Source organism: Leptobacterium flavescens (assembly GCF_010671605.1).
Taxonomy (GTDB): domain Bacteria; phylum Bacteroidota; class Bacteroidia; order Flavobacteriales; family Flavobacteriaceae; genus Leptobacterium; species Leptobacterium flavescens.
In genome coordinates, this window is record NZ_JAABOO010000002.1 from 719,849 (window position 1) to 739,833 (window position 19,985).

General features: G+C 41.4%; 18 protein-coding genes. 15 read left to right on the forward strand and 3 right to left on the reverse strand.

What is annotated here, in order from left to right; all coding sequences use genetic code 11:
- Positions 1-2: 2 nt before the first annotated feature.
- Positions 3-1,349, reverse strand: a complete 1,347-nt coding sequence (gene pabB / locus GWK08_RS10820; protein ID WP_163607172.1) for an aminodeoxychorismate synthase component I — start codon at positions 1,347-1,349, stop codon at positions 3-5.
- Between the two features lie 300 nt (positions 1,350-1,649).
- On the opposite strand from pabB, the gene GWK08_RS10825 reads away from it, so the two are divergent.
- The 4 genes from GWK08_RS10825 (at position 1,650) to GWK08_RS10840 (ending at position 6,814) form a co-directional block, all read left to right on the forward strand.
- Entirely contained in the window at positions 1,650-2,840 is a 1,191-nt protein-coding gene (locus GWK08_RS10825; RefSeq protein WP_163607174.1) for a heparan-alpha-glucosaminide N-acetyltransferase domain-containing protein, read from the forward strand.
- Between the two features lie 105 nt (positions 2,841-2,945).
- Positions 2,946-4,340, forward strand: a complete 1,395-nt coding sequence (locus GWK08_RS10830) for a DUF3179 domain-containing protein (protein ID WP_163607176.1) — start codon at positions 2,946-2,948, stop codon at positions 4,338-4,340.
- A 69-nt stretch (positions 4,341-4,409) separates the two neighbouring features.
- Positions 4,410-6,146, forward strand: a complete 1,737-nt coding sequence (locus GWK08_RS10835; protein ID WP_163607178.1) for an ABC transporter ATP-binding protein — start codon at positions 4,410-4,412, stop codon at positions 6,144-6,146.
- 428 nt (positions 6,147-6,574) lie between these two features.
- On the forward strand, positions 6,575-6,814 hold the full coding sequence (locus GWK08_RS10840) for a CDGSH iron-sulfur domain-containing protein (protein WP_163607180.1): 240 nt from the start codon (positions 6,575-6,577) through the stop codon (positions 6,812-6,814).
- A gap of 68 nt (positions 6,815-6,882) precedes the next feature.
- Here GWK08_RS10840 and lpdA read toward each other — a convergent pair whose 3' ends face one another.
- Positions 6,883-8,289, reverse strand: coding sequence for a dihydrolipoyl dehydrogenase (gene lpdA / locus GWK08_RS10845; protein WP_163607182.1), 1,407 nt, complete (start codon positions 8,287-8,289; stop codon positions 6,883-6,885).
- A 137-nt stretch (positions 8,290-8,426) separates the two neighbouring features.
- Here lpdA and GWK08_RS10850 point away from each other — a divergent pair, with 137 nt between their 5' ends.
- Complete coding sequence (locus GWK08_RS10850; RefSeq protein ID WP_163607184.1) at positions 8,427-9,557, forward strand: SMP-30/gluconolactonase/LRE family protein; 1,131 nt, start codon at positions 8,427-8,429, stop codon at positions 9,555-9,557.
- A 7-nt stretch (positions 9,558-9,564) separates the two neighbouring features.
- Here GWK08_RS10850 and GWK08_RS10855 read toward each other — a convergent pair whose 3' ends face one another.
- Positions 9,565-10,026 carry an Lrp/AsnC family transcriptional regulator gene (locus GWK08_RS10855; protein WP_163607185.1) on the reverse strand — a complete coding sequence of 154 codons (462 nt, stop codon included), beginning with the start codon at positions 10,024-10,026 and terminating at the stop codon, positions 9,565-9,567.
- 154 nt (positions 10,027-10,180) lie between these two features.
- Here GWK08_RS10855 and GWK08_RS10860 point away from each other — a divergent pair, with 154 nt between their 5' ends.
- The 10 genes from GWK08_RS10860 (at position 10,181) to GWK08_RS10905 (ending at position 19,979) form a co-directional block, all read left to right on the forward strand.
- Positions 10,181-11,407 carry an aminotransferase class I/II-fold pyridoxal phosphate-dependent enzyme gene (locus GWK08_RS10860; RefSeq protein WP_163607188.1) on the forward strand — a complete coding sequence of 409 codons (1,227 nt, stop codon included), beginning with the start codon at positions 10,181-10,183 and terminating at the stop codon, positions 11,405-11,407.
- Between the two features lie 81 nt (positions 11,408-11,488).
- Positions 11,489-12,973: a Na+/H+ antiporter NhaC gene (gene nhaC, locus GWK08_RS10865; RefSeq protein WP_163607190.1), complete on the forward strand. Its 1,485-nt coding sequence runs from the start codon at positions 11,489-11,491 to the stop codon at positions 12,971-12,973.
- Between the two features lie 174 nt (positions 12,974-13,147).
- Positions 13,148-13,792, forward strand: coding sequence for a peroxiredoxin (locus tag GWK08_RS10870; RefSeq protein WP_163607191.1), 645 nt, complete (start codon positions 13,148-13,150; stop codon positions 13,790-13,792).
- Between the two features lie 5 nt (positions 13,793-13,797).
- A complete protein-coding gene (locus tag GWK08_RS10875; protein WP_163607193.1) occupies positions 13,798-14,112 on the forward strand; it encodes a thioredoxin family protein in 315 nt (104 codons plus the stop codon).
- Positions 14,093-14,350, forward strand: a complete 258-nt coding sequence (locus GWK08_RS10880) for a DUF6952 family protein (protein WP_163607195.1) — start codon at positions 14,093-14,095, stop codon at positions 14,348-14,350. The genes GWK08_RS10875 and GWK08_RS10880 overlap by 20 nt, the downstream gene beginning before the upstream one ends.
- A 106-nt stretch (positions 14,351-14,456) precedes the next feature.
- Positions 14,457-14,963, forward strand: a complete 507-nt coding sequence (gene tpx / locus GWK08_RS10885; RefSeq protein WP_163607197.1) for a thiol peroxidase — start codon at positions 14,457-14,459, stop codon at positions 14,961-14,963.
- Positions 14,956-15,315 (forward strand): diacylglycerol kinase, encoded by a 360-nt coding sequence (locus GWK08_RS10890; RefSeq protein ID WP_163607199.1) that lies wholly within the window; start codon positions 14,956-14,958, stop codon positions 15,313-15,315. The genes tpx and GWK08_RS10890 overlap by 8 nt, the downstream gene beginning before the upstream one ends.
- A 61-nt stretch (positions 15,316-15,376) precedes the next feature.
- On the forward strand, positions 15,377-17,839 hold the full coding sequence (locus GWK08_RS10895) for an FtsK/SpoIIIE family DNA translocase (protein ID WP_163607201.1): 2,463 nt from the start codon (positions 15,377-15,379) through the stop codon (positions 17,837-17,839).
- Between the two features lie 9 nt (positions 17,840-17,848).
- Entirely contained in the window at positions 17,849-18,493 is a 645-nt protein-coding gene (locus GWK08_RS10900; RefSeq protein ID WP_163607203.1) for a LolA family protein, read from the forward strand.
- A 4-nt stretch (positions 18,494-18,497) separates the two neighbouring features.
- Positions 18,498-19,979, forward strand: coding sequence for an LptF/LptG family permease (locus GWK08_RS10905; protein ID WP_163607205.1), 1,482 nt, complete (start codon positions 18,498-18,500; stop codon positions 19,977-19,979).
- The last annotated feature ends 6 nt before the right edge of the window (positions 19,980-19,985 follow it).

Consider the following 19,985-nt stretch of genomic DNA (forward strand, 5'->3'; position numbering starts at 1 on the left):
ATTTAATTAGCTTCGAGTACTTCCCTCATCGCCTTTGCCTTAATAAGACATTCCTCGTATTCCTTCTCCGGAACAGATTTAGCGGTGATGGCACTTCCCACTGAAAAGGAAGCGTACTGTTTTATATCGTCATACAATATACTTCGGATGATCACATTAAAATCGAAATCTCCTTCAGGGCTGAAATACCCCACTGCTCCACTATAAAGGCCTCTTTTGGTAGTTTCAAGTTCCTCGATGATCTTCATGGCCGCTATCTTTGGAGCTCCCGTCATACTTCCCATCGGGAAAGTGGCCTTTATAAGATCTACTGCTCCTGCCTCATCATCTGCCTCCGCAATCACCGTAGATATCATTTGATGTACCTGTTTAAAGGTATAAACTTCGCAAAGCTCCTCTACTTTTACACTTCCTTTCTTTGCCAAACGGGAAAGGTCGTTCCGTACCAGGTCTACGATCATAATGTTCTCTGCCCGTTCCTTCGGGTCCTGCTTTAATTTTTGCCGCAGGCTTTCATCCTCTTCCCTGTTCTCAGATCTCTTTGCGGTTCCTTTAATAGGTTGGGATATTACTTTTCTTCCCTCCTTACGAAGGTATCGTTCCGGAGAGGCCGAGATCAGGAAACGGGATCCCATCTTGAGAAAAGTAGCAAAGGGAGGCTCAGAAATACGATTCAGTTTGCCATATATCTTTAAGGGATCGATCCTGGTATTCTCTGCATAAAATTCCTGGCAGAAATTTGCTTCGTAAATATCACCCCTGTGAATATGCTTTAGCATCTTCTCTAACTTGGAATGGTATTCATCTTTATGTATCCTCAGCTTGATCTTAACCGGTTGTGCTTCTTCTCCGGTTTCATCTGGTGAAGTATCCGTAGCGGAAATCTCCATAAAATCAGGCTCCAGCTCGTCATCTACCATATTCAGGTAATCAAAACAAATTTCATCACCCTGTATCCTAATTATCTTTTTGGGTTGAAAAAAATACAGATCAGGGAAATCCAGTTCATCCGTATTGGAGGAATGCAGATCTTCAATATCGTTCTTGAGATCGTAGGTAAGATAACCGAAGATCCAGTCGCCGGTAGTGGTCTGATATTCCTTCAGGTCTTCAAAACCGTTGTAAAAATCGGTCTTTATTGAGGTAAAAGCATCCACCGCCAGCAGGCAATCAAAACTGCTGTAGTCCCGGGGATAATTATTGGAGTCGAGCCATAAAACATCTTCAAATTGCTGGGCCCAGCTTAGCAAACGATCCTTAAAAGAACCTATATCGTCTGTTTTATAGATCCTGGATGTGCGCAATCTGTTTTGAAATTTATGTCCCGATTTTTTTAATTCGATCTGCATATCAGGCAGGTTTATTTTCAATATTACTTCCGCAAAAACCAGAATTCATTCTATTGCTACCGGGAAAGCCGTAATTTACTATGATTGAAGTGCTTTTTTCTAACACTAAAAAAAATGCGCTCACTCTTTCTTTTTTCATCTCTCACAAGTCATTATTAACAATAATAAGAAATCTATTTTTAAAGAATAAGCGTATGTATAAAAAAATCTTAACAGATATTATTGTAATTTTGCTTAATTTCGGAGCTCATTCAAAATCAACCATTTAGATATTGGGTGAAGCTCCGAAAAAATCTACCAATGAAAGAACAGAAAAAAGTACGGCTTTATTTTATCGATGCCATGCGCGCATGGGCCATCCTTATGATGCTACAGGGTCATTTTATTGACGGACTTCTGCATCCCGCTTTCAGAGACGAAAACAATATTATCTATACTACCTGGAGATTTTTCAGGGGAATAACCGCGCCCACCTTCTTTACCGTATCCGGATTTATTTTTACTTATCTCCTTATCAGAGAAGGAAGTTCTCTGGCAAACGGGAACCCAAGGATCAAAAAGGGTATCAAAAGAGGATTAATGCTTATCGGAATAGGTTACCTCCTGAGATTAAATATTTTCGGCCTGTTTGACGGAGTTATCTACAACAGTTTCTACCTGGTAGATGTACTGCACTGTATTGGTCTGTCTATTCTGTTCCTTATCGGGATCTACGCATATAGTGCCAATAAAAAGAAGTATGTGTTACCAACCATCCTCGGGATCGTAAGTGTGTTTATCTTTTTGCTGGAGCCGGCATATAAAGCGTTGGATTATTCCTTCCTGCCCGGTTTTATAGCTAATTACTTTAGTAAAGCCAACGGTTCTGTATTTACTATTTTCCCATGGTTCGGTTATGCTTCGATCGGAGGTTTTATCGCCGTTCTGTTTCAGCGATACAAGCAGGTTTCTTATCTCTATCCGAAGGCTATCGTACTAACACTCCTCAGCGGGCTGCTGCTTACCTTCTACTCGTCCAGATTCTTTCTGTTCATGTTCGAGATGACGCAAATACAGATCTTTGCCGATGTATTTAATAACAACTACCTGTTTATCCGCTTTGGTAATGTACTGATCCTATTTGCAGTCTTTATGTTTTTCAGAAGCCTGATCACTTCAAAGATCATCCTGGATATTGGAAAAAGCACCCTCTATATCTATGTAATACACTTTATTATCCTGTACGGAAGTTTTACCGGACTCGGACTTTATAAATATTTCCATCACTCGGTAGATGCGGTGTATACCATAACAGGAGCTGCACTGTTTCTTATAGTAGTTACCTATCTGTCGCTGCTATACGGAAGGAATAAAGTGCAGATAAAAATGGTACTGGCCAATATCGGAAGCGAAGCCACGGTAAGGATCGGTAATGGGTACGAATACAGCAAACCTTATCTCAGCCGTATTAAGAACAAACTCCTTAAAAGCCTGGGGCTTTCAAAGAATTAATCATTAGCTCTTACCGGGGGTTGCCATCAATTTTATAAAACATTTAAGTTTTAGACAGTCAGTCCTTTTCTATTTATGCGACTTAATAAGCATAAACAGAATTCTATGTGGTTAAAAATCAGAAAGATCAGCTTTTTATTTTTATTGTTCGGTTTTCTATTTGCCGATGAGGCTATAAGTCAGGACAAGCGCCTGGCCCTAAGCACAAACAAATCTGAAATAACATATTTTCTCGATCTGATCAATGCAAGAGATCAGGTGGTTATAGGGCGTTCACTATCCTATATTGAAAAGAACTGGAAGCCGGAATACGAGATCATGTTGCTGGAGCTGATGTATTTTAACTACAATAACACCGATCTTTCTTTAAAGCTGACTCTTCTGCTTCAGAAAAAAACAGGAAAGCAATTCGGTTACGATCATAATAAATGGTACGAATGGATCTGGAGTAAGGATGAAAAACTTCATCCCGAATATCATTTTTTCAAAGCCAAATTACATAACTATATAGACAACAGGTTCGGGAAATATTTTCAGGACCGCCAGGATGAGCGAATTATCCGTTTTGATGAAATACGTTGGGGAGGCGTTCGCCAGGACGGAATACCGCCTTTGAGAAATCCCAAAATGATCGAAGCTTCACAAGCCAAATACCTGGAAGATGATCATGTGGTTTTCGGGATTGAAGTAAACGGCGATGTACGGGCCTATCCTAAAAGAATACTGGCATGGCACGAGATGTTTACCGATGAAGTGGGAGGCATTCCGGTTGCGGGCGTATACTGTACGCTTTGCGGTACCGTGATCCTGTACAAAACAGAACATAAAGGAGTAAAACACCGATTTGGGACCAGCGGATTCCTCTACAGGTCCAATAAACTCATGTATGACAAGGCTACACAATCTCTATGGAATACCCTTTGGGGTAAACCGGTAGTCGGCCCTCTGGTAGGAAAAGGCATTGAACTGGAATATATGAGTGTGGTAACCACTACCTGGGGTGAATGGAAGAAAAGACATCCCAATACCAAGGTTCTGTCGCTTAACACAGGGCACAGAAGGGATTATGGCGAAGGAGTGGCATACCAGGATTACTTTGCTACCGATGAACTGATGTTCAACGTTCCCTCTCCCGATAAAAAACTAAAAAACAAACAATCTATTCTGGCTATCCGACTGGCCGAATATCCCGAAGATGCCCTGGCGGTATCTACCAAATTCCTTAAAAAGAATCCGGTTTATCAGCATACGATCGGGAAGATGAATTTTGTTGTGCTTACCGATAAAACAGGAGCTAACCGGGTTTATGAGACCAAAGGAGCAGTATTCAGCGATTACGACGGCGATTTTACCGCGACCGATCATTTGGGAAGATCATGGACACTATCGGAAGACAAGCTGGAAAGTACCACCGGAGAGATACTGCAACGTATCCCGGCCTATAATGCATTCTGGTTTGGCTGGAAAGCTGCTTACCCGCATACCGAGCTTGTAAAATAATTGACTCACTATTTATCCCGGACATTTGTAATTCCGTATTTTTAGGTTTCTAAAATTCAGATACAATCTATGTCCAAGAAAAAAGTAAGTATAAAACAGGCCTTTAAAACGATTATCTGGCCCAGAAGGAAAATTGTATTTATAGGTCTTATCCTCATCTTTATCAGTCGTGTAGCGGGTTTGGTATTACCGGGAGCAATGAAATTCCTGGTAGACGATGTGATCGTCGATAAGGACCTGCAGATGCTCAAACTCCTTTTAATTGCTGTAGGATCTGCTATCCTGGTACAGGCTTCAACTTCTTTTCTGCTTACGCGGATATTGAGTGTGGAAGCTCAAAGGCTAATTTCTATCTTAAGAGCACAGGTACAGCGAAAGGTGCTCTCCCTGCCTATTAGTTTTTTTGATAATACAAAGTCAGGAGAGCTGGTTTCCCGAATTATGACCGATGTAGAAGGGGTACGTAACCTGGTAGGAACCGGCCTGGTACAATTGGTAGGTGGAACTTTGACCTCTGTCTTTTCTCTGATCATCTTAATAAGCATAAGCCCTTCCATGACGGCCTTTGTCTTAATTCCTGTAATCATATTTGCCCTGGTGGCACTAAAAGCATTTCAATATATACGCCCTATTTTCAGGAAGAGAGGGGTAATTAACGCCGAAGTGACCGGAAGGTTAACAGAAACACTGAACGGGGTACGTGTTATAAAAGGGTTTAACGCAGAGGAGCAGGAAAATAAGATGTTTGAAGATGGAGTGGAACGCCTTTTCCTCAATGTCAAAAAGAGCCTTACCTCCACTGCTTTAATTACGAGTTCCTCTACTTTTTTACTCGGATTGGCTTCTACGGGTATTATGGGGATCGGAGGCTACAATATTATTAATGGTCACCTCACGATCGGTGATTTCCTTTCCTTTACCCTTTACCTGGGCTTTATGATCGCGCCTATTGTTCAGATGAGTAATATTGGAAGTCAGCTGACAGAAGCACTGGCAGGTCTTGACAGAACCGAGGAATTAATGAATATGGAGCCTGAAAACGATGAAGAAAACAGGGTTGTTCAACTGGAAAGAACAGAAGGGAATATTGTCTTTAATAATGTGTCCTTTGCCTATGAAAAAGGGAAGGAAGTACTTCATAATATCAGCTTTAAAGCCAATTCGGGCAGTATTACGGCCCTCGTGGGATCGTCGGGATCCGGAAAATCTACTATTGCCGGACTGGCCGCATCCTTTCTGACCCCCGGATCGGGTATGGTTACGGTGGATGGGCAGGATCTCTCCAAAGTACATCTCAATAGCTATCGCCAGTACCTGGGAGTGGTTTTACAGGATGAATTCCTCTTTGAAGGAAGTATCAGGGAAAATATATTGTTTCCGAGGCCGGATGCCGGTGAGGAGGAGTTATTAAAAGCAGTGGACGCCGCCTATGTTAACGAGTTTACCGATCGTTTTGAAGACGGACTGGATACACTTATCGGGGAAAGAGGTGTAAAGCTCTCCGGGGGACAACGCCAGCGTATCGCCATTGCAAGAGCTATCCTGGCCAATCCGAAGATCATTATTCTTGATGAGGCCACTTCTAATCTGGATACCGAAAGTGAAGCTCTCATACAAAAGAGTTTAGCCGAGCTGATGAAAGGCCGGACCACTTTTGTAATTGCCCACAGGTTGAGTACGATCCGTAAAGCAGATCAGATCCTGGTTATAGAAAAAGGAAAGATCGCCGAGCAGGGTACCCACGAAGAACTCATACAAAAAGAAGGCCGTTATTTTGATCTGTATACTTATCAGGCAAGGATTTAGGCAGTTAACAATGAGCAATAATCAATGAGCAATGAACAATGAACAATTGGTTGTTGGTTGATGGTTGTTAGTTGTTGGTTGATGGTTTTTAGTTGATGGTTTTTAGTATTGCCCCCTTGAGGATTTCGTTCTCTCCCTGCTAGCGCAAGTTTGTAACTTGCGTGGGATAGAATAAAGACAAGCCACTTTCATTTTTGAGAGGTGATTTTTTGTTCTGCAAGGAAAGGAGGAATGTGTGTCTTTAGGATATATAGCTCTAGTCACATCCCGATAGCTATCGGGATAGTGCTAGCTTAGGATGCTCGAGATGACAAATCGAGCAACAAGTAACTAAAGGCTAACCGCTAATGGCTAACAACTAACCTTCCCAATTTAAAACGAATCTTAATTCCTCTTTTTTTATTTTAGTTATCCTAAAAAATAAAAGTATGAGTGAAGAAAAAAAATACGAACCTATAGGAGTAGAACTCGAAGAAGGAAAGCGATATGCGTGGTGCAGTTGCAGCCATAGCGGCGATCAGCCGTTTTGCGACGGTTCGCACAGAGCTGCAGATACCGATAAGGTTTCCATGGGCTTTGAAGCCGAAGAAAGCGGAACCAAATATTTGTGTACCTGCAAACAAACAAGCAATCCTCCTTATTGCGACGGAACACATAACAGCTTGTAAAATTCAAGCCTGATAAACTAAAAAGCCCCGACAACTGTCAGGGCTTTTTTATATGTATTTACTTTATTCTAAATATGGATCGGCCTGTTATCTGTTGCTGCCAGTGCAGCTTCTTTTACAGCTTCCGCATAGGTCGGGTGCGCATGGCTCATTCTGGAAATATCTTCAGCAGATGCTCTGAATTCCATAGCTGTTACCGCTTCTGTGATCAGATCGGCAACTCTTGCTCCTACCATATGAACACCTAGCACTTCATCGGTTTCCGCATCAGCGAGGATTTTTACAAATCCGTCGATATCCATACTGGCTCTTGCACGGCCCAGGGCACGCATCGGGAATTGTCCGGCTTTATATTTTACCCCGGCTTCTTTTAATTCCTCTTCTGTTTTTCCAACAGCAGCCACTTCCGGCCAGGTATATACCACTCCCGGGATAAGGTTGTAATCTATATGCGGCTTCTGCCCTGCAAGGGTTTCAGCTACCAGAGTTCCTTCTTCTTCGGCTTTATGCGCCAGCATAGCTCCCCTGATCACATCGCCAATTGCGTAGATATTCGGTGCCGAGGTTTGAAGGTGATCATTTACCTCTACCTGCCCTCTTTCGTTAATTTTTACCCCTGCAGCCTCTGCATTCAATCCGTCTGTATAAGGTCTTCTCCCTACAGATACCAGGCAGTAATCTCCTTTAAATTCTACTTCTTCTCCTTTTTTGTTATCGGCTTTAATAATGATCTCATCTCCTTTACGCTCCACCGATTTTACCTTGTGAGAAGTGTAGAACTTCATCTTCTGCTTTTTCAGCACTTTCTGAAGCTCTTTGGAAAGCGAACCATCCATTCCCGGAATGATACGATCCATAAACTCTACCACAGATACATCAGCTCCCAATCGCTTGTAAACCTGTCCTAATTCCAATCCGATAACTCCTCCACCAATAATGATCATATGTTTAGGAACTTCCTTAAGCTTTAATGCTTCCGTTGAAGTAATAATCCTTTCCTTATCTATATTGATAAAAGGTAAGCTTGAAGGCTTGGAACCTGTAGCTATAATTGTGTTTTTTGCTTCTATCTGTTCGGAAGAACCGTCGTTTTTCTGAATGGCAATATGAGTAGCATCCACAAAACTTCCCAATCCTTCGTATACATCAATCTTATTTTTGTCCATTAGGAACTGGATCCCCTTGGTAGTCTGGTCTACAACTGCCTGCTTACGGCCAATCATTTTCTCCAGATTTACCTTAACCTCTCCCGGGATCTCTATCCCATGCTCCTCAAAATGTTTAACAGCATCCTCGTAGTGATGTGAAGAATCGAGAAGGGCCTTCGAAGGAATACATCCTACGTTAAGACAGGTTCCACCAAGTGTTGAGTATTTTTCTATGATCGCAGTTTTCATTCCGAGCTGAGCACATCTGATTGCTGCTACATATCCACCCGGACCTGAGCCTATTACGGCTACATCGTATTGATTCATAAATGATTTATTTGAAGTATTTTTATCATTAGTCGTACAAAAGTACGAATGTTTATTTGAAAACAGGTACAAATTTGGTTAACTTGATCTTAAGTAAAATCAGCCATCATCGCCTGTTGTTAAATACCTATCGGAAAATGTTAAAAAAATACCTGAAACGCTTTATTCTTCTTCTGTTTTTCTTTGTTATCCTTCTTGCTCTTTTCCTCAGGATACGTTACGGAGGAGGAAAGGAATATACCGATGTTTCCACCGCTCCCATCTATACCGAAGCACAGACAGAGCTGTTTTTCTCCTATGAGGAACCCATCGGCAATATAGCAGTAAGCAGGGACAGCACCGACCAGCGGGTATTTTTCAGTATTCATCCCGAAAGCAGGCCAAAAACAAACAAACTGATGGTTATTAAAAACGGAAAGGCTTCACCCTATCCGGATGCCGAAAGCCAATCCTCTCTTTTTAAAACGGTGTTAGGTGTTTTTGTGGATGACCAACAACGATTATGGACCATAGATCACGGGAACCACGGTTTTGATCCCGTAAAACTTTTAGCTTTCGATCTGAAAACCGATCAAAAGGTACACGAGCATATATTCCCGAAGGCAATAGCACAGACCTTTTCCTTTTTTAATGATCTAAGTGTGAGTCCGGACGGCAACTATGTTTTTATCTCAGACGTGAGCTTCTTCAGGCGTAATCCAGCCATTGTAGTTTACAATATCAAAACAGGAAAAAGCCGCAGAATACTTGAAGGTCATGAGGCAGTAAAGGACGAAGGTTATGTTCCGGTTACTCCTGCCCGTAAGATGCGATTTGCGGGAGGCCTGGTAGATCTGCTTATCGGAGTAGACGGACTGGATGTTACAAAAGATGGCAAATACCTCTATTTTGCTGCTATGGGGCATTCCAAACTCTACAGGATCCCGGTAAAAACCGCTACTGATTTTGATTTACCTGAGGAAGAAATCGATGCTGCTGTGGAACTTGTGGGAGTTAAACCGCTGAGCGACGGGATACGAACCGACTTTAACGGCAATGTTTACATTACCGATATAGAACATAACGGGGTATATGTACAGGAGCCTTCGGGAAAGGCCTATACATTAATAAAGGACCCTAAAATACGCTGGGCGGATGGATTTTCCCTCGGTGGGGACGGATATATGTACCTGGCAGACAGCGATCTTCCCAATCAGATGCTAAAGAGCAAAAAGCATATGAAAAAGCATGCTCCTTATCATATTTACCGTTTCCCGCTCATAGATTGATCAGGGTTCAGGAAAGGCTGATAGCGGTAGAATTCTTCACCTCTCCTATCATAAAGGTGCTCTGCGTACTCCCTATATGCTGAAGCGTAGTTAGCTTGGTTACCATAAATTCCCGGTATGCATTCATATCGCTGACAAAGATCTTAAGAATATAATCGTAATCCCCGCTCACATGGTAACATTCCAGTACCTCATCCAGTTTAAGCACTTCAGCTTCAAAACGGGTCAGGAAGGATTTGCTGTGCTGCAGCAATTTGATATGGCAGAATACCACGAACGACCTGTTTACTTTTTCCTTGTTAACCAGTGCCACATATTTAGAGAGCACTCCTTCCTTTTCCAGGCGTTTTATCCGCTCAAAAACCGCGGTTACAGAAAGGTTAAGCTTATAGGAAAGCTCTTTGTTGGTTCTCTTGCTGTTCTCCTGAAGTAACTCCAGGATCTGTTTATCTATGGCATCGAGTTTCATCTGAAATATTTTCGCTTTTTAGTAAAAACTATTTCAAATGTAATTAATATTTTTTTGCATAAATCGATTTAATAAGAAAAATATTCTATATAAATGAATTTGTATTGATTTTTATACTTATATATGGTTATTTTGATGAATAAACCCATTCATTATGAAATTCAAACCGGCAAACAAGATCCAGGATCTACAGTACTTCGGAGAGTTCGGAGGCGTTAACCCTTCTATTTCCGATTCTTCAACCTATACCTTCCTTTCGGCAAAGACCATGTTCGATACTTTTGAAGGAAATACCGAAGGTTGTTATTTATATTCACGTCACTCCTCCCCTTCCAATCTGTATCTTGGAGAAGCACTGGCAGCAATGGAAGGTACGGAAGCTGCTACCGTAACCGCTTCGGGAATGGGTGCTATTACCGCTGTTATCCTTCAGTTTTGCGGAGCAGGTTCTCATATCGTTTCGAGCAGGACGGTCTATGGAGGTACCTATGCCTTTATGAAGAACTTTCTTCCCAAACTAAATATACAAACCTCTTTTATCGATATCACCAAGCCCGAAACGGTAGAAGCTTCCATTACGGCAGATACGAAAATGCTGTATTGCGAAGCGGTTAGCAATCCGTTACTCGAGATCGCAGATATAAAGGCTTTGGCTGCCATTGCCAAAAAGCATAATATTCCTTTGGTGGTAGACAACACCTTCTCTCCTTTAAATATTGCACCGGCCGAGCTTGGTGCCGATGTGGTAATACACAGTCTTACAAAGTTCATTAACGGGAGTAGTGATAGCGTGGGCGGTGTGATCTGCGGAAGCCAGGAACTGATCCTCAGCCTTAAAGATGTTAATGACGGCGCCTGTATGCTATTGGGAAGTACCATGGATAGCCTAAGAGCCTCTTCCATTCTTAAGAATCTCAGAACACTTCATATCCGTGTTAAGAAACACAGTGAGAATGCTCTATACCTTGCTCAGCAATTCGAAAAAGACGGACTGAGAGTAGTTTATCCTGGGCTTGAATCGCATCCGGGTTATAAAAACATGAAAGAACAAATGAATGAAGAATACGGCTTTGGCGGAATGCTCACCATAGACGTAGGTTCTCTGGACAAGGCCAATGCCCTGATGGAACACATGCAGAATAACAACCTGGGTTATCTGGCGGTAAGTCTAGGTTTTTACAAGACCCTTTTCAGTGCTCCGGGAACTTCTACTTCATCGGAAATATCGGAAGAAGAACAGGCAGAAATGGGGCTTACGGACGGTTTAATACGTTTCTCCATCGGCTTGGATAACGATATAGAGCGAACCTACGCTATGATGAAAAAATGTATGCAGGATCTGGATATTCTGGAAACCGAAAGCATTTTAAAGGAAGCCTGATTTTTTTCAGGCTTTTTTCTTTGTACTTGCAAGAAGTCGTTCAAAATTGTATTATTACACTTCGAATTTTAAAAATACTTCATGGAAAGTCAAGACATCGTGCCTACAGAACCCCAGGATGAAAAGATTGTAGAAAATAAAGAATTGAACATCTGGGAGGCCCTTATTCCGGTTTTTGCTCTTGTTTTAATGCTTTTTTACAATGTTTTCTTTGTTTTTAAAGACGACGCCCTGAGCGGGAGTAATCAGTTTATTTTATTAATGGGGGCAGCCGTTGCCGCCATCGTCGGTTTTTGGAACAAAGTATCCTATAAACAAATGCTGGAAGAGGTAGCGCAAAATGTCAAATCGACTACAGGAGCACTGATCATTCTCTTATTTGTAGGAGCCCTGGCCGGTACCTGGCTTATTAGTGGTATTATTCCTTCCATGATCTATTACGGGCTCAAAATACTGAATCCCACCATTTTTCTTCCGGCCTGTATTGTTATATGTGCCATCATATCTATTGCTACCGGAAGTAGCTGGACCACTTCGGCTACAGTGGGTATCGCCCTTATCGGAATTGGAAATACACTCGGTATATCCATGGGGATGACAGCAGGAGCTGTTATTTCGGGAGCATATTTCGGAGATAAGATGTCTCCTCTTAGCGATACAACAAACCTTGCTCCTGCAATGGCCGGAGGGGAATTGTTCGACCATATTCGCTATATGGCCCTGACCACCGTACCTACCATTGTAGTTACGCTTATCGTGTTTATTTTAATAGGACTGGGGATAGAAACCACCGGAACTCCTGATATTTCAGATAAACTTATAGCCATAGATCAGGCTTTTAATATAAACGGGTGGCTCTTTCTCGTTCCGGCCGTAGTTATCTTTTTAATCGTCAGAAAAACTCCGCCGATCATTGCTTTATTGATCGGAACTCTTTTAGGAGCAGTTGCCGCCATAATTGCACAACCGGATATCGTTCTTAGCGTTTCGGGAGAAAGTAGTCTGACCTTCAATTCGGCGTATAAAGGTGTTATGAACGCCATGACCGTAGATACCGCCGTACAGACCAACAGTGCCGAATTAAACGACCTGTTCTCTTCGGGGGGAATGAACGGAATGCTTAACACCATCTGGCTGATCATCTGTGCCATGGTTTTCGGAGGGGTTATGGATGCCATCGGAGCTCTTGCTACTATCAGTAAAGCCCTGCTTAATCTGGCTACCAGCACCTTCGGTCTTTTTGCAAGTACCGTAGCAAGTTGTCTGGCCTTAAACGTTACGGCTTCCGATCAGTACCTGGCTATTGTAGTACCGGGAAAGATGTTCTCCAAGGCGTATAAAGACAGGAACCTGGCTCCTGAAAACTTAAGTAGGACCCTGGAAGACTCGGGTACGGTAACCTCAGTGCTGATTCCCTGGAATACCTGTGGAGCCTATCAATCGGGAGTACTCGGTGTTGGTGTAGGTGAGTATTTCTTCTATGCGATCTTCAACTGGCTGAGTCCGTTTATGACCCTGCTTTTTGCAGCATTCAAAATAAAGATCAAGCAATTGACAACAAAATAAAATCACTTTAAAAACTTATAGAAAAAGAGGCTGATGACATCATTATCAGCCTCTTTTATTTTTAATATAAGCTTTCCTTATATAATTATAAACAAATCTAATATCAGATATTTTTTATTAGCGATCTGCGACTTACTTTTGCCGGAAATTATTAAAAAATTAAAACCAAAATCAATGGCATTTGTAGGTAAAAAATTTCCAAATCTTAATGTGAACGCAATGAATGAAATGGGCGACACATTTTCACTGAATGTTCTGGAAGAAGCAGTAAACAACAAGAAAAAAGTACTTCTTTTCTGGTATCCAAAAGATTTTACTTTTGTGTGCCCGACAGAGCTACACGCATTTCAGGAAGCCTTACCTGAGTTCGAAAAAAGAAATACGATCGTTATAGGTGCGTCTTGCGATACTGCTGAAGTACACTTTGCATGGTTAAACACTTCTAAAGATAACGGAGGTATCGAAGGAGTTACCTACCCTATCCTTGCTGATTCTAACCGTAACCTGGCTAATATCCTTGGGATCCTTGATCTTCAGAACGAAACTTATAATGAAGATATGGACGCGTTCATCTTTGAAGGTGATAACGTAACCTACAGGGCTACTTATTTAATAGATGAAGAAGGAACTGTTTTCCACGAAGGTATTAACCATATGCCTGTTGGGAGAAACGTAAACGAATACCTGAGACTGATCGACGCTTATGCTCACGTTCAGGATCACGGAGAAGTTTGTCCTGCAAACTGGGAAGACGGGAAAGAAGCTATGAAAGCTACAAGAGACGGAGTAGCAGAATATTTAAGCCACTCTCTTAACTAAGAAAAATGATACAGGAATTAGATCAGGACAATCTGTCTGAAGTTATCGCTAATAATGAGACCGTAGTGGTTCAGTACTCTGCGGGATGGTGTGGTAACTGCAGGATCATGAAACCCAAGTTTAAAAGAATGGCCTCGGAAAACGAGCAGGCTGCTTTTGTTGTGGTTGATGCGGAAAAATTCCCGGAATCGAGAAAACTTGCCAAAGTGGATAACCTTCCGACTTTCGCAACCTTTAAGAACGGGGCATTCGTAAACCAGGTACAGACTAATAAACTGGAATCATTAACAGATCTTGTAAATGAAGTTACCGCTAATTAAACAACTGACAAACTTCATTGAAGAGAACGATGAAGATTTTGTAGTAGAAGCTATCGAGACTTTAGAAGCTATTACGGAAGTCCCTTCCCTTAAAGACGAAGAACTGGATGTAATAGGCGAACTGATCTCCAATATGTACGGAGCTATTGAGGTTCATAAAAGCATACAGAGCGGAATGGACAAAAAAGAAGCTCTAAACGGATTTATGTCGAGAGTACTTGGATCTATAGATCAATAACTGAGCTCTTTATAAATTCGATGAAAAACATAGAAATCCTCTGCAGAAATTCGCAGAGGATTTTCTTTTGTATTAAATTTGAATAATTAATTGTAAAAGACGAAACATGGCAACAGTTACATTAAAAGGAGATCCGATAAATACCATAGGTAATTTGCCGCAGACGGGAAATAAAGCTCCGGATTTTCAATTAGTAAAAAACGATCTGACACACGCCACTCTAAAGGATTTTGAAGGATCTAAAGTGGTTCTCAATATTTTCCCAAGTATAGATACTTCTACCTGCGCTACTTCGGTAAGGACCTTTAACCGGGAAGCAAGCGAACTCGAAAATACCAGGGTACTTTGTATCTCCAGGGACCTTCCTTTTGCACAATCGAGGTTTTGCGGAGCAGAAGGGCTGGAAAATGTGATCAATCTATCCGACTTTAAGAACGGAGCTTTCGGGAAGGACTACGGGCTCGAATTTACCGATGGTCCTTTAGACGGACTTCATTCCAGAGCGGTTATCGTATTAGATGAAAACGGTATTGTAAAATATACGGAGCAGGTAAATGAGATTGTAGACGAGCCCAATTACAAAGCTGCCCTAGAAGCTCTTCAGAATGACTAATTTTATCATTAAAAGAATAAAGAGCGTAGGATATGCATTTAAGGGTGCTGTTCTGCTGATAACTACCGAAGCCAGTATCAAGGTACAGGTATTTATGAGTATTCTGGTAACTCTGGCAGGTTTCTATTTTAATATTTCTTCCACAGAATGGCTGATCCAGATCCTTACCATAGGCCTGATCATGAGTGTGGAAGGTGTAAATACCGCTATTGAAAAAATGGCCGATTTTATCCATCCCGATTTTAATGATAAGATCGGTTTTATAAAGGACATAGCGGCCGGTGCGGTTTTTATCAGTGCCATTGTGGCCGTTATCGTTGCCTGCATCATCTATCTTCCCAAAATATTTTAAAAATATATATTGAAGTAAAACGTTAGTAATTTGTATTTTTGTTTTAAACCTAACGTTGCTAATGGCGAAAAAAAAGACAGATAAAAAAACTACCGCACGCAAGAAAACCAAGCCAGCAAAATCCTTTTCAGTTCCTAAACAATATCAGATCATTTTTGGGACACTTTTAATGCTTTTCAGTATTGGCCTGCTGGTTGCTTTCGTTTCCTATTTCTTTACCTGGCAACAGGACCAGAGTTTGCTATCGGATTTTGCCAATCGCAATTCCGAAGCTAAAAACCTGATGCGGAAATTCGGAGCTTCCGTCAGTCATCTGTTCATCTATAAGGGATTCGGGATCTCTTCTTTTGTTTTCCCTTTCCTTTTCTTTTTTACAGGCCTCTATTTTTTCCTCAGTATTAAAAAGAACAGCCTGATCAACAGATGGTTCTGGAGTATCCTAATTATTACATGGACCTCCACCCTGTTTGGTTTCCTTGGAGAAAGAGCACCGCTTCTGGGCGGGATCATCGGTTATGAACTCAACGATTTCCTTCAGATATATATCGGAAAGATAGGAGTTATCCTCCTGCTCACCTTTGTACTTATCAGTTACCTGGTGATCCGCTTAAAACTCAATCCTGAAAAAATAAGCGAGTATTTTATCAGAAAGCAGGAAGAGATCGCCTCCGATTTTAAAAGTGAAGAAAAAACCGCTGCTCCTGTGGTTGCAAATACCGAAACACCAGCGGAGACTACAGAAGATGATGGCAAAAAATCTGTATTCGAGCTTTCTCTGGAAAACATGGAGCCCACCATACAGAATTATTCTACCATAGATAAACTTTCGGATGTTGACATAGAAAACTCCTTTGAGGTTAAAGTTGCAGAGGAAGAACCGGTTGCAACCGAAATGTCTATAGAGAGCAAACCAAAAGAGGAAAAAGAAGAAGGAAAACTGGAAGTGGAAATTGCAGCTCCTACAGAAGAAAAAGAGGAAAAGAAGAACCTTTCTGATAAACTGGTAGAAGATTTCGGAGAATTTGATCCTACCCTGGAACTGGGTAACTACAAATTCCCGACTATCGAATTGCTGAGCGATTACGGAGCGGGAAGCATTACCATTAACCAGGAGGAACTGGAAGAAAATAAGAATAAGATCGTAGAGACCCTTAAAAACTACAAAATAGGGATTGCACAGATCAAGGCAACTATCGGGCCTACGGTTACCTTATATGAGATCGTTCCGGAAGCGGGAATACGTATCTCAAAGATCAAGAACCTGGAAGACGATATTGCGTTATCGCTTTCCGCACTGGGGATCAGGATCATTGCACCTATTCCGGGCAAGGGAACGATTGGTATTGAAGTGCCAAACAAAAAACCAACCATCGTTTCCATGCGTTCGGTGATCTCTTCTTCGAAATTCCAGAAGGCAGAAATGGAATTACCCATCGCCTTCGGAAAGACCATCAGCAATGAAACCTATGTGGTAGACCTGGTAAAAATGCCTCACCTTCTGATGGCGGGAGCTACAGGTCAGGGAAAATCGGTGGGACTTAATGCTATCCTTACCTCTATCCTCTATAAAAAACATCCGGCGGAGGTGAAATTCGTTCTGGTGGACCCTAAAAAAGTAGAACTTACGCTTTTCAATAAAATAGAACGACACTATCTGGCCAAATTACCGGATTCTGAAGATGCGATCATTACCGATAATACGAAAGTAATTAATACCCTTAATTCGCTTTGTATTGAAATGGATAATCGCTATGAGCTTCTTAAAAATGCCATGGTGCGTAACATAAAGGAATACAATACCAAATTCAAGGCAAGGAAGCTCAATCCGAATGACGGACATAAATTCCTGCCGTATATTGTGCTGGTGGTTGATGAATTTGCCGACCTTATCATGACAGCAGGGAAGGAAGTGGAAACACCTATTGCCAGATTGGCACAATTGGCACGTGCCATCGGAATTCACCTGATCATTGCCACCCAGAGGCCTTCGGTAAATGTTATTACGGGTATTATTAAAGCTAACTTCCCGGCCAGAATTGCCTTCAGGGTAACCTCTAAAATAGACTCAAGGACCATTCTGGACAGTCAGGGAGCGGATCAGCTCATTGGTAGAGGGGATATGCTCTACACACAGGGGAATGATATTGTTCGTCTGCAATGTGCTTTTGTGGATACTCCGGAAGTAGAAAAAATAACCGAATATATAGGTTCTCAGCGAGCGTATCCGGAAGCACATTTACTGCCGGAATACGTTGGTGAAGAATCTGGCACAGGTCTTGATATAGATGTATCTGACAGGGATTCACGCTTCAGGGAAGCTGCCGAAGTGATCGTTACCGCTCAGCAGGGTTCAGCCTCACTTTTACAGCGAAAACTGAAACTCGGATACAACAGAGCGGGAAGGTTGATCGATCAGCTGGAAGCCGCAGGTATTGTAGGTCCTTTTGAAGGAAGTAAAGCACGACAGGTACTGATCACGGATCTCGCTGCCCTGGAAGAATTTTTTAATAATGAAAAACAATAATTAATTACAATGAAACAATTCTTAGTAATAGTAATGATGATAGTGTCTTTTGCAGGTATTTCTCAGAATTCCGGTAAAGCAAAGGCGCTTTTAGATGAGGTATATAACAAGGTAAACAGCTATGACAATATTTTCGTGGATTTTAAATATGCGCTTAGCAATACCAAGGAAAATATATACCAGGAAACGCGAGGAGATGTAACTATTCAGAAAAACAAATACTACTTTAACTACCTGGGGGCAACACAGATCTATGACGGAAAGAAAATATATACCATCGTTCCCGAAAACGAGGAAGTAACCATTGAAAATAAGGACGAAGCCGAAGAAGGTACCATTACCCCTTCTAAAATGCTTACTTTTTACAGGAACGGTTATAATTACGACTGGGATATCCTTCAGAATGTAAAAGGAAGACAGATCCAGTATGTAGAACTTACACCTATAGATTCCAATTCGGAGATCAAGCAGATCCTTTTAGGAATAGACGCTAAGACCAAACACATTTACAACCTGATCGAAACCGGGAAAAACGGTACGAAAACCACGATTACTGTTAATTCTTTTAAAACAAATCAGCCCATTTCGAAAACCTTATTTACTTTTGATGCCAAGAAGTATGAAGATGACGGATACTATATCATAAGAAATTAGGCATTTGAAAAGATTAGATAAATATATTTTATATCGTTTCCTGTATAATTTCACAAGTTCTTTTGTGATCCTGATGCTTATTTTCATTTTTCAGGCCATTTGGTTCTTTATAGATGAATTTGCGGGGAAAGGACTGGACTTTGTTATTATCGGGAAATTCCTGTTTTATTACTCCCCCACCCTGGTAAACAAAGTACTACCGTTAACGGTGCTGCTTTCGTCTATCATGACCTTTGGGAACTTTGCTGAGAACTATGAGTTTGCGGCAATGAAAGCCTCGGGTATATCACTAAACAGGGCTATGAGGAGCCTGATCATCTTTGTTGGTATCCTGGGGATCGGAACCTTTTTCTTTGCCAATAATGTTATCCCCTACGCCGAATTCAAATCCTATAACCTCCGAAAGAACATCAGTAAATTAAAGCCTGCATTGGCCATTAATGAAGGAGTTTTTAACGATATAGGCGATTTTAATATTAAAGTGGATGAAAAATTCGGAGAGAACGATAATTTCCTCCGCAATGTGATCATCCATCAGAAGACCTCCAGCGGAGAGAACAATAAAGTGATCAAGGCCACGGAAGGAGAGCTTAAAAGTAGTGAATCTTCAGACGTTCTGGAATTAAAGCTCATCGACGGGAACTACTACGAAGATGTAAAGTCCACAACACCTAAATCAAGTAGAAAATATCCGCATGCCAAGGCATATTTCGAGACTTATACCATTAATGTAGACTTAAGCAAGCTGAACGATGTAGACCTGGAAAAGAGCAATGTAGATAATCTTTACAGGATGCTGAACGTCAGCGAGCTGAATTACTATATAGATTCTATTAATGTAGATAATAAAAAGGTAGTTAACGGCTTCGGGGAAAATATCTACCGACGCACAGGGATCACCACTTTTGTTCCCAACCCTAACCTGGAAGAGGAAGTAAAAAAGGAAAAAGAAAAGATCGTAAAGAAAGACAGTGTACGGAAATTAGGTTCTGCAGAAGATCTGATCAACAGGTTTGAGGAATGGAGAAGAGAGCAATTGCTGGACGCTGCCGTAAACAATATTGCAAATACCAAGGCTACCATTGAAGGGAAGAAAAGAGATATTCAAAGACGGGAAAAGCTGTTAAATCACCATGTCATCTCGCTTCATTCCAAATATGCCCTTCCGTTTGCATGTATTATTTTGTTCTTTGTAGGAGCACCATTGGGGGCTATTATCAGGAAAGGAGGAATGGGATTGCCTATGGTATTGGCTATTATCCTCTTCCTGACTTATTATTTTATTGATATTTTTGCAAAGAACTATGCAGAAAACGGGAGTATTTCCCCGGTTCTGGGTTCCTGGATCTCTGCCCTTGTAATGCTTCCGCTAAGTGTTATGCTTACCAGGAATGCTACGGCAGATAAAGGAGTTTTTGATATGGACAGTTTTAACGAAAGCATCAAAAACCTGTTTAAAAGAAAAAAAAGCGCTAAAGAAGAATAAGAATGG

Excerpts from the sequence above, each read along its gene's own strand:
- GWK08_RS10825 (WP_163607174.1), top strand. The coding sequence starts at position 1,650 with ATGAAAGAACAGAAAAAAGTACGGCTTTATTTTATCGATGCCATGCGC.
- GWK08_RS10890 (WP_163607199.1), top strand. The coding sequence starts at position 14,956 with ATGACTAATTTTATCATTAAAAGAATAAAGAGCGTAGGATATGCATTT.
- GWK08_RS10850 (WP_163607184.1), top strand. The coding sequence starts at position 8,427 with ATGTTAAAAAAATACCTGAAACGCTTTATTCTTCTTCTGTTTTTCTTT.
- GWK08_RS10900 (WP_163607203.1), top strand. The coding sequence starts at position 17,849 with ATGAAACAATTCTTAGTAATAGTAATGATGATAGTGTCTTTTGCAGGT.
- GWK08_RS10835 (WP_163607178.1), top strand. The coding sequence starts at position 4,410 with ATGTCCAAGAAAAAAGTAAGTATAAAACAGGCCTTTAAAACGATTATC.
- pabB (WP_163607172.1), bottom strand. The coding sequence starts at position 1,349 with ATGCAGATCGAATTAAAAAAATCGGGACATAAATTTCAAAACAGATTG.
- GWK08_RS10870 (WP_163607191.1), top strand. The coding sequence starts at position 13,148 with ATGGCATTTGTAGGTAAAAAATTTCCAAATCTTAATGTGAACGCAATG.
- nhaC (WP_163607190.1), top strand. The coding sequence starts at position 11,489 with ATGGAAAGTCAAGACATCGTGCCTACAGAACCCCAGGATGAAAAGATT.
- GWK08_RS10860 (WP_163607188.1), top strand. The coding sequence starts at position 10,181 with ATGAAATTCAAACCGGCAAACAAGATCCAGGATCTACAGTACTTCGGA.
- GWK08_RS10830 (WP_163607176.1), top strand. The coding sequence starts at position 2,946 with ATGTGGTTAAAAATCAGAAAGATCAGCTTTTTATTTTTATTGTTCGGT.
- GWK08_RS10875 (WP_163607193.1), top strand. The coding sequence starts at position 13,798 with ATGATACAGGAATTAGATCAGGACAATCTGTCTGAAGTTATCGCTAAT.
- GWK08_RS10855 (WP_163607185.1), bottom strand. The coding sequence starts at position 10,026 with ATGAAACTCGATGCCATAGATAAACAGATCCTGGAGTTACTTCAGGAG.
- GWK08_RS10840 (WP_163607180.1), top strand. The coding sequence starts at position 6,575 with ATGAGTGAAGAAAAAAAATACGAACCTATAGGAGTAGAACTCGAAGAA.
- tpx (WP_163607197.1), top strand. The coding sequence starts at position 14,457 with ATGGCAACAGTTACATTAAAAGGAGATCCGATAAATACCATAGGTAAT.
- GWK08_RS10895 (WP_163607201.1), top strand. The coding sequence starts at position 15,377 with ATGGCGAAAAAAAAGACAGATAAAAAAACTACCGCACGCAAGAAAACC.
- lpdA (WP_163607182.1), bottom strand. The coding sequence starts at position 8,289 with ATGAATCAATACGATGTAGCCGTAATAGGCTCAGGTCCGGGTGGATAT.
- GWK08_RS10880 (WP_163607195.1), top strand. The coding sequence starts at position 14,093 with ATGAAGTTACCGCTAATTAAACAACTGACAAACTTCATTGAAGAGAAC.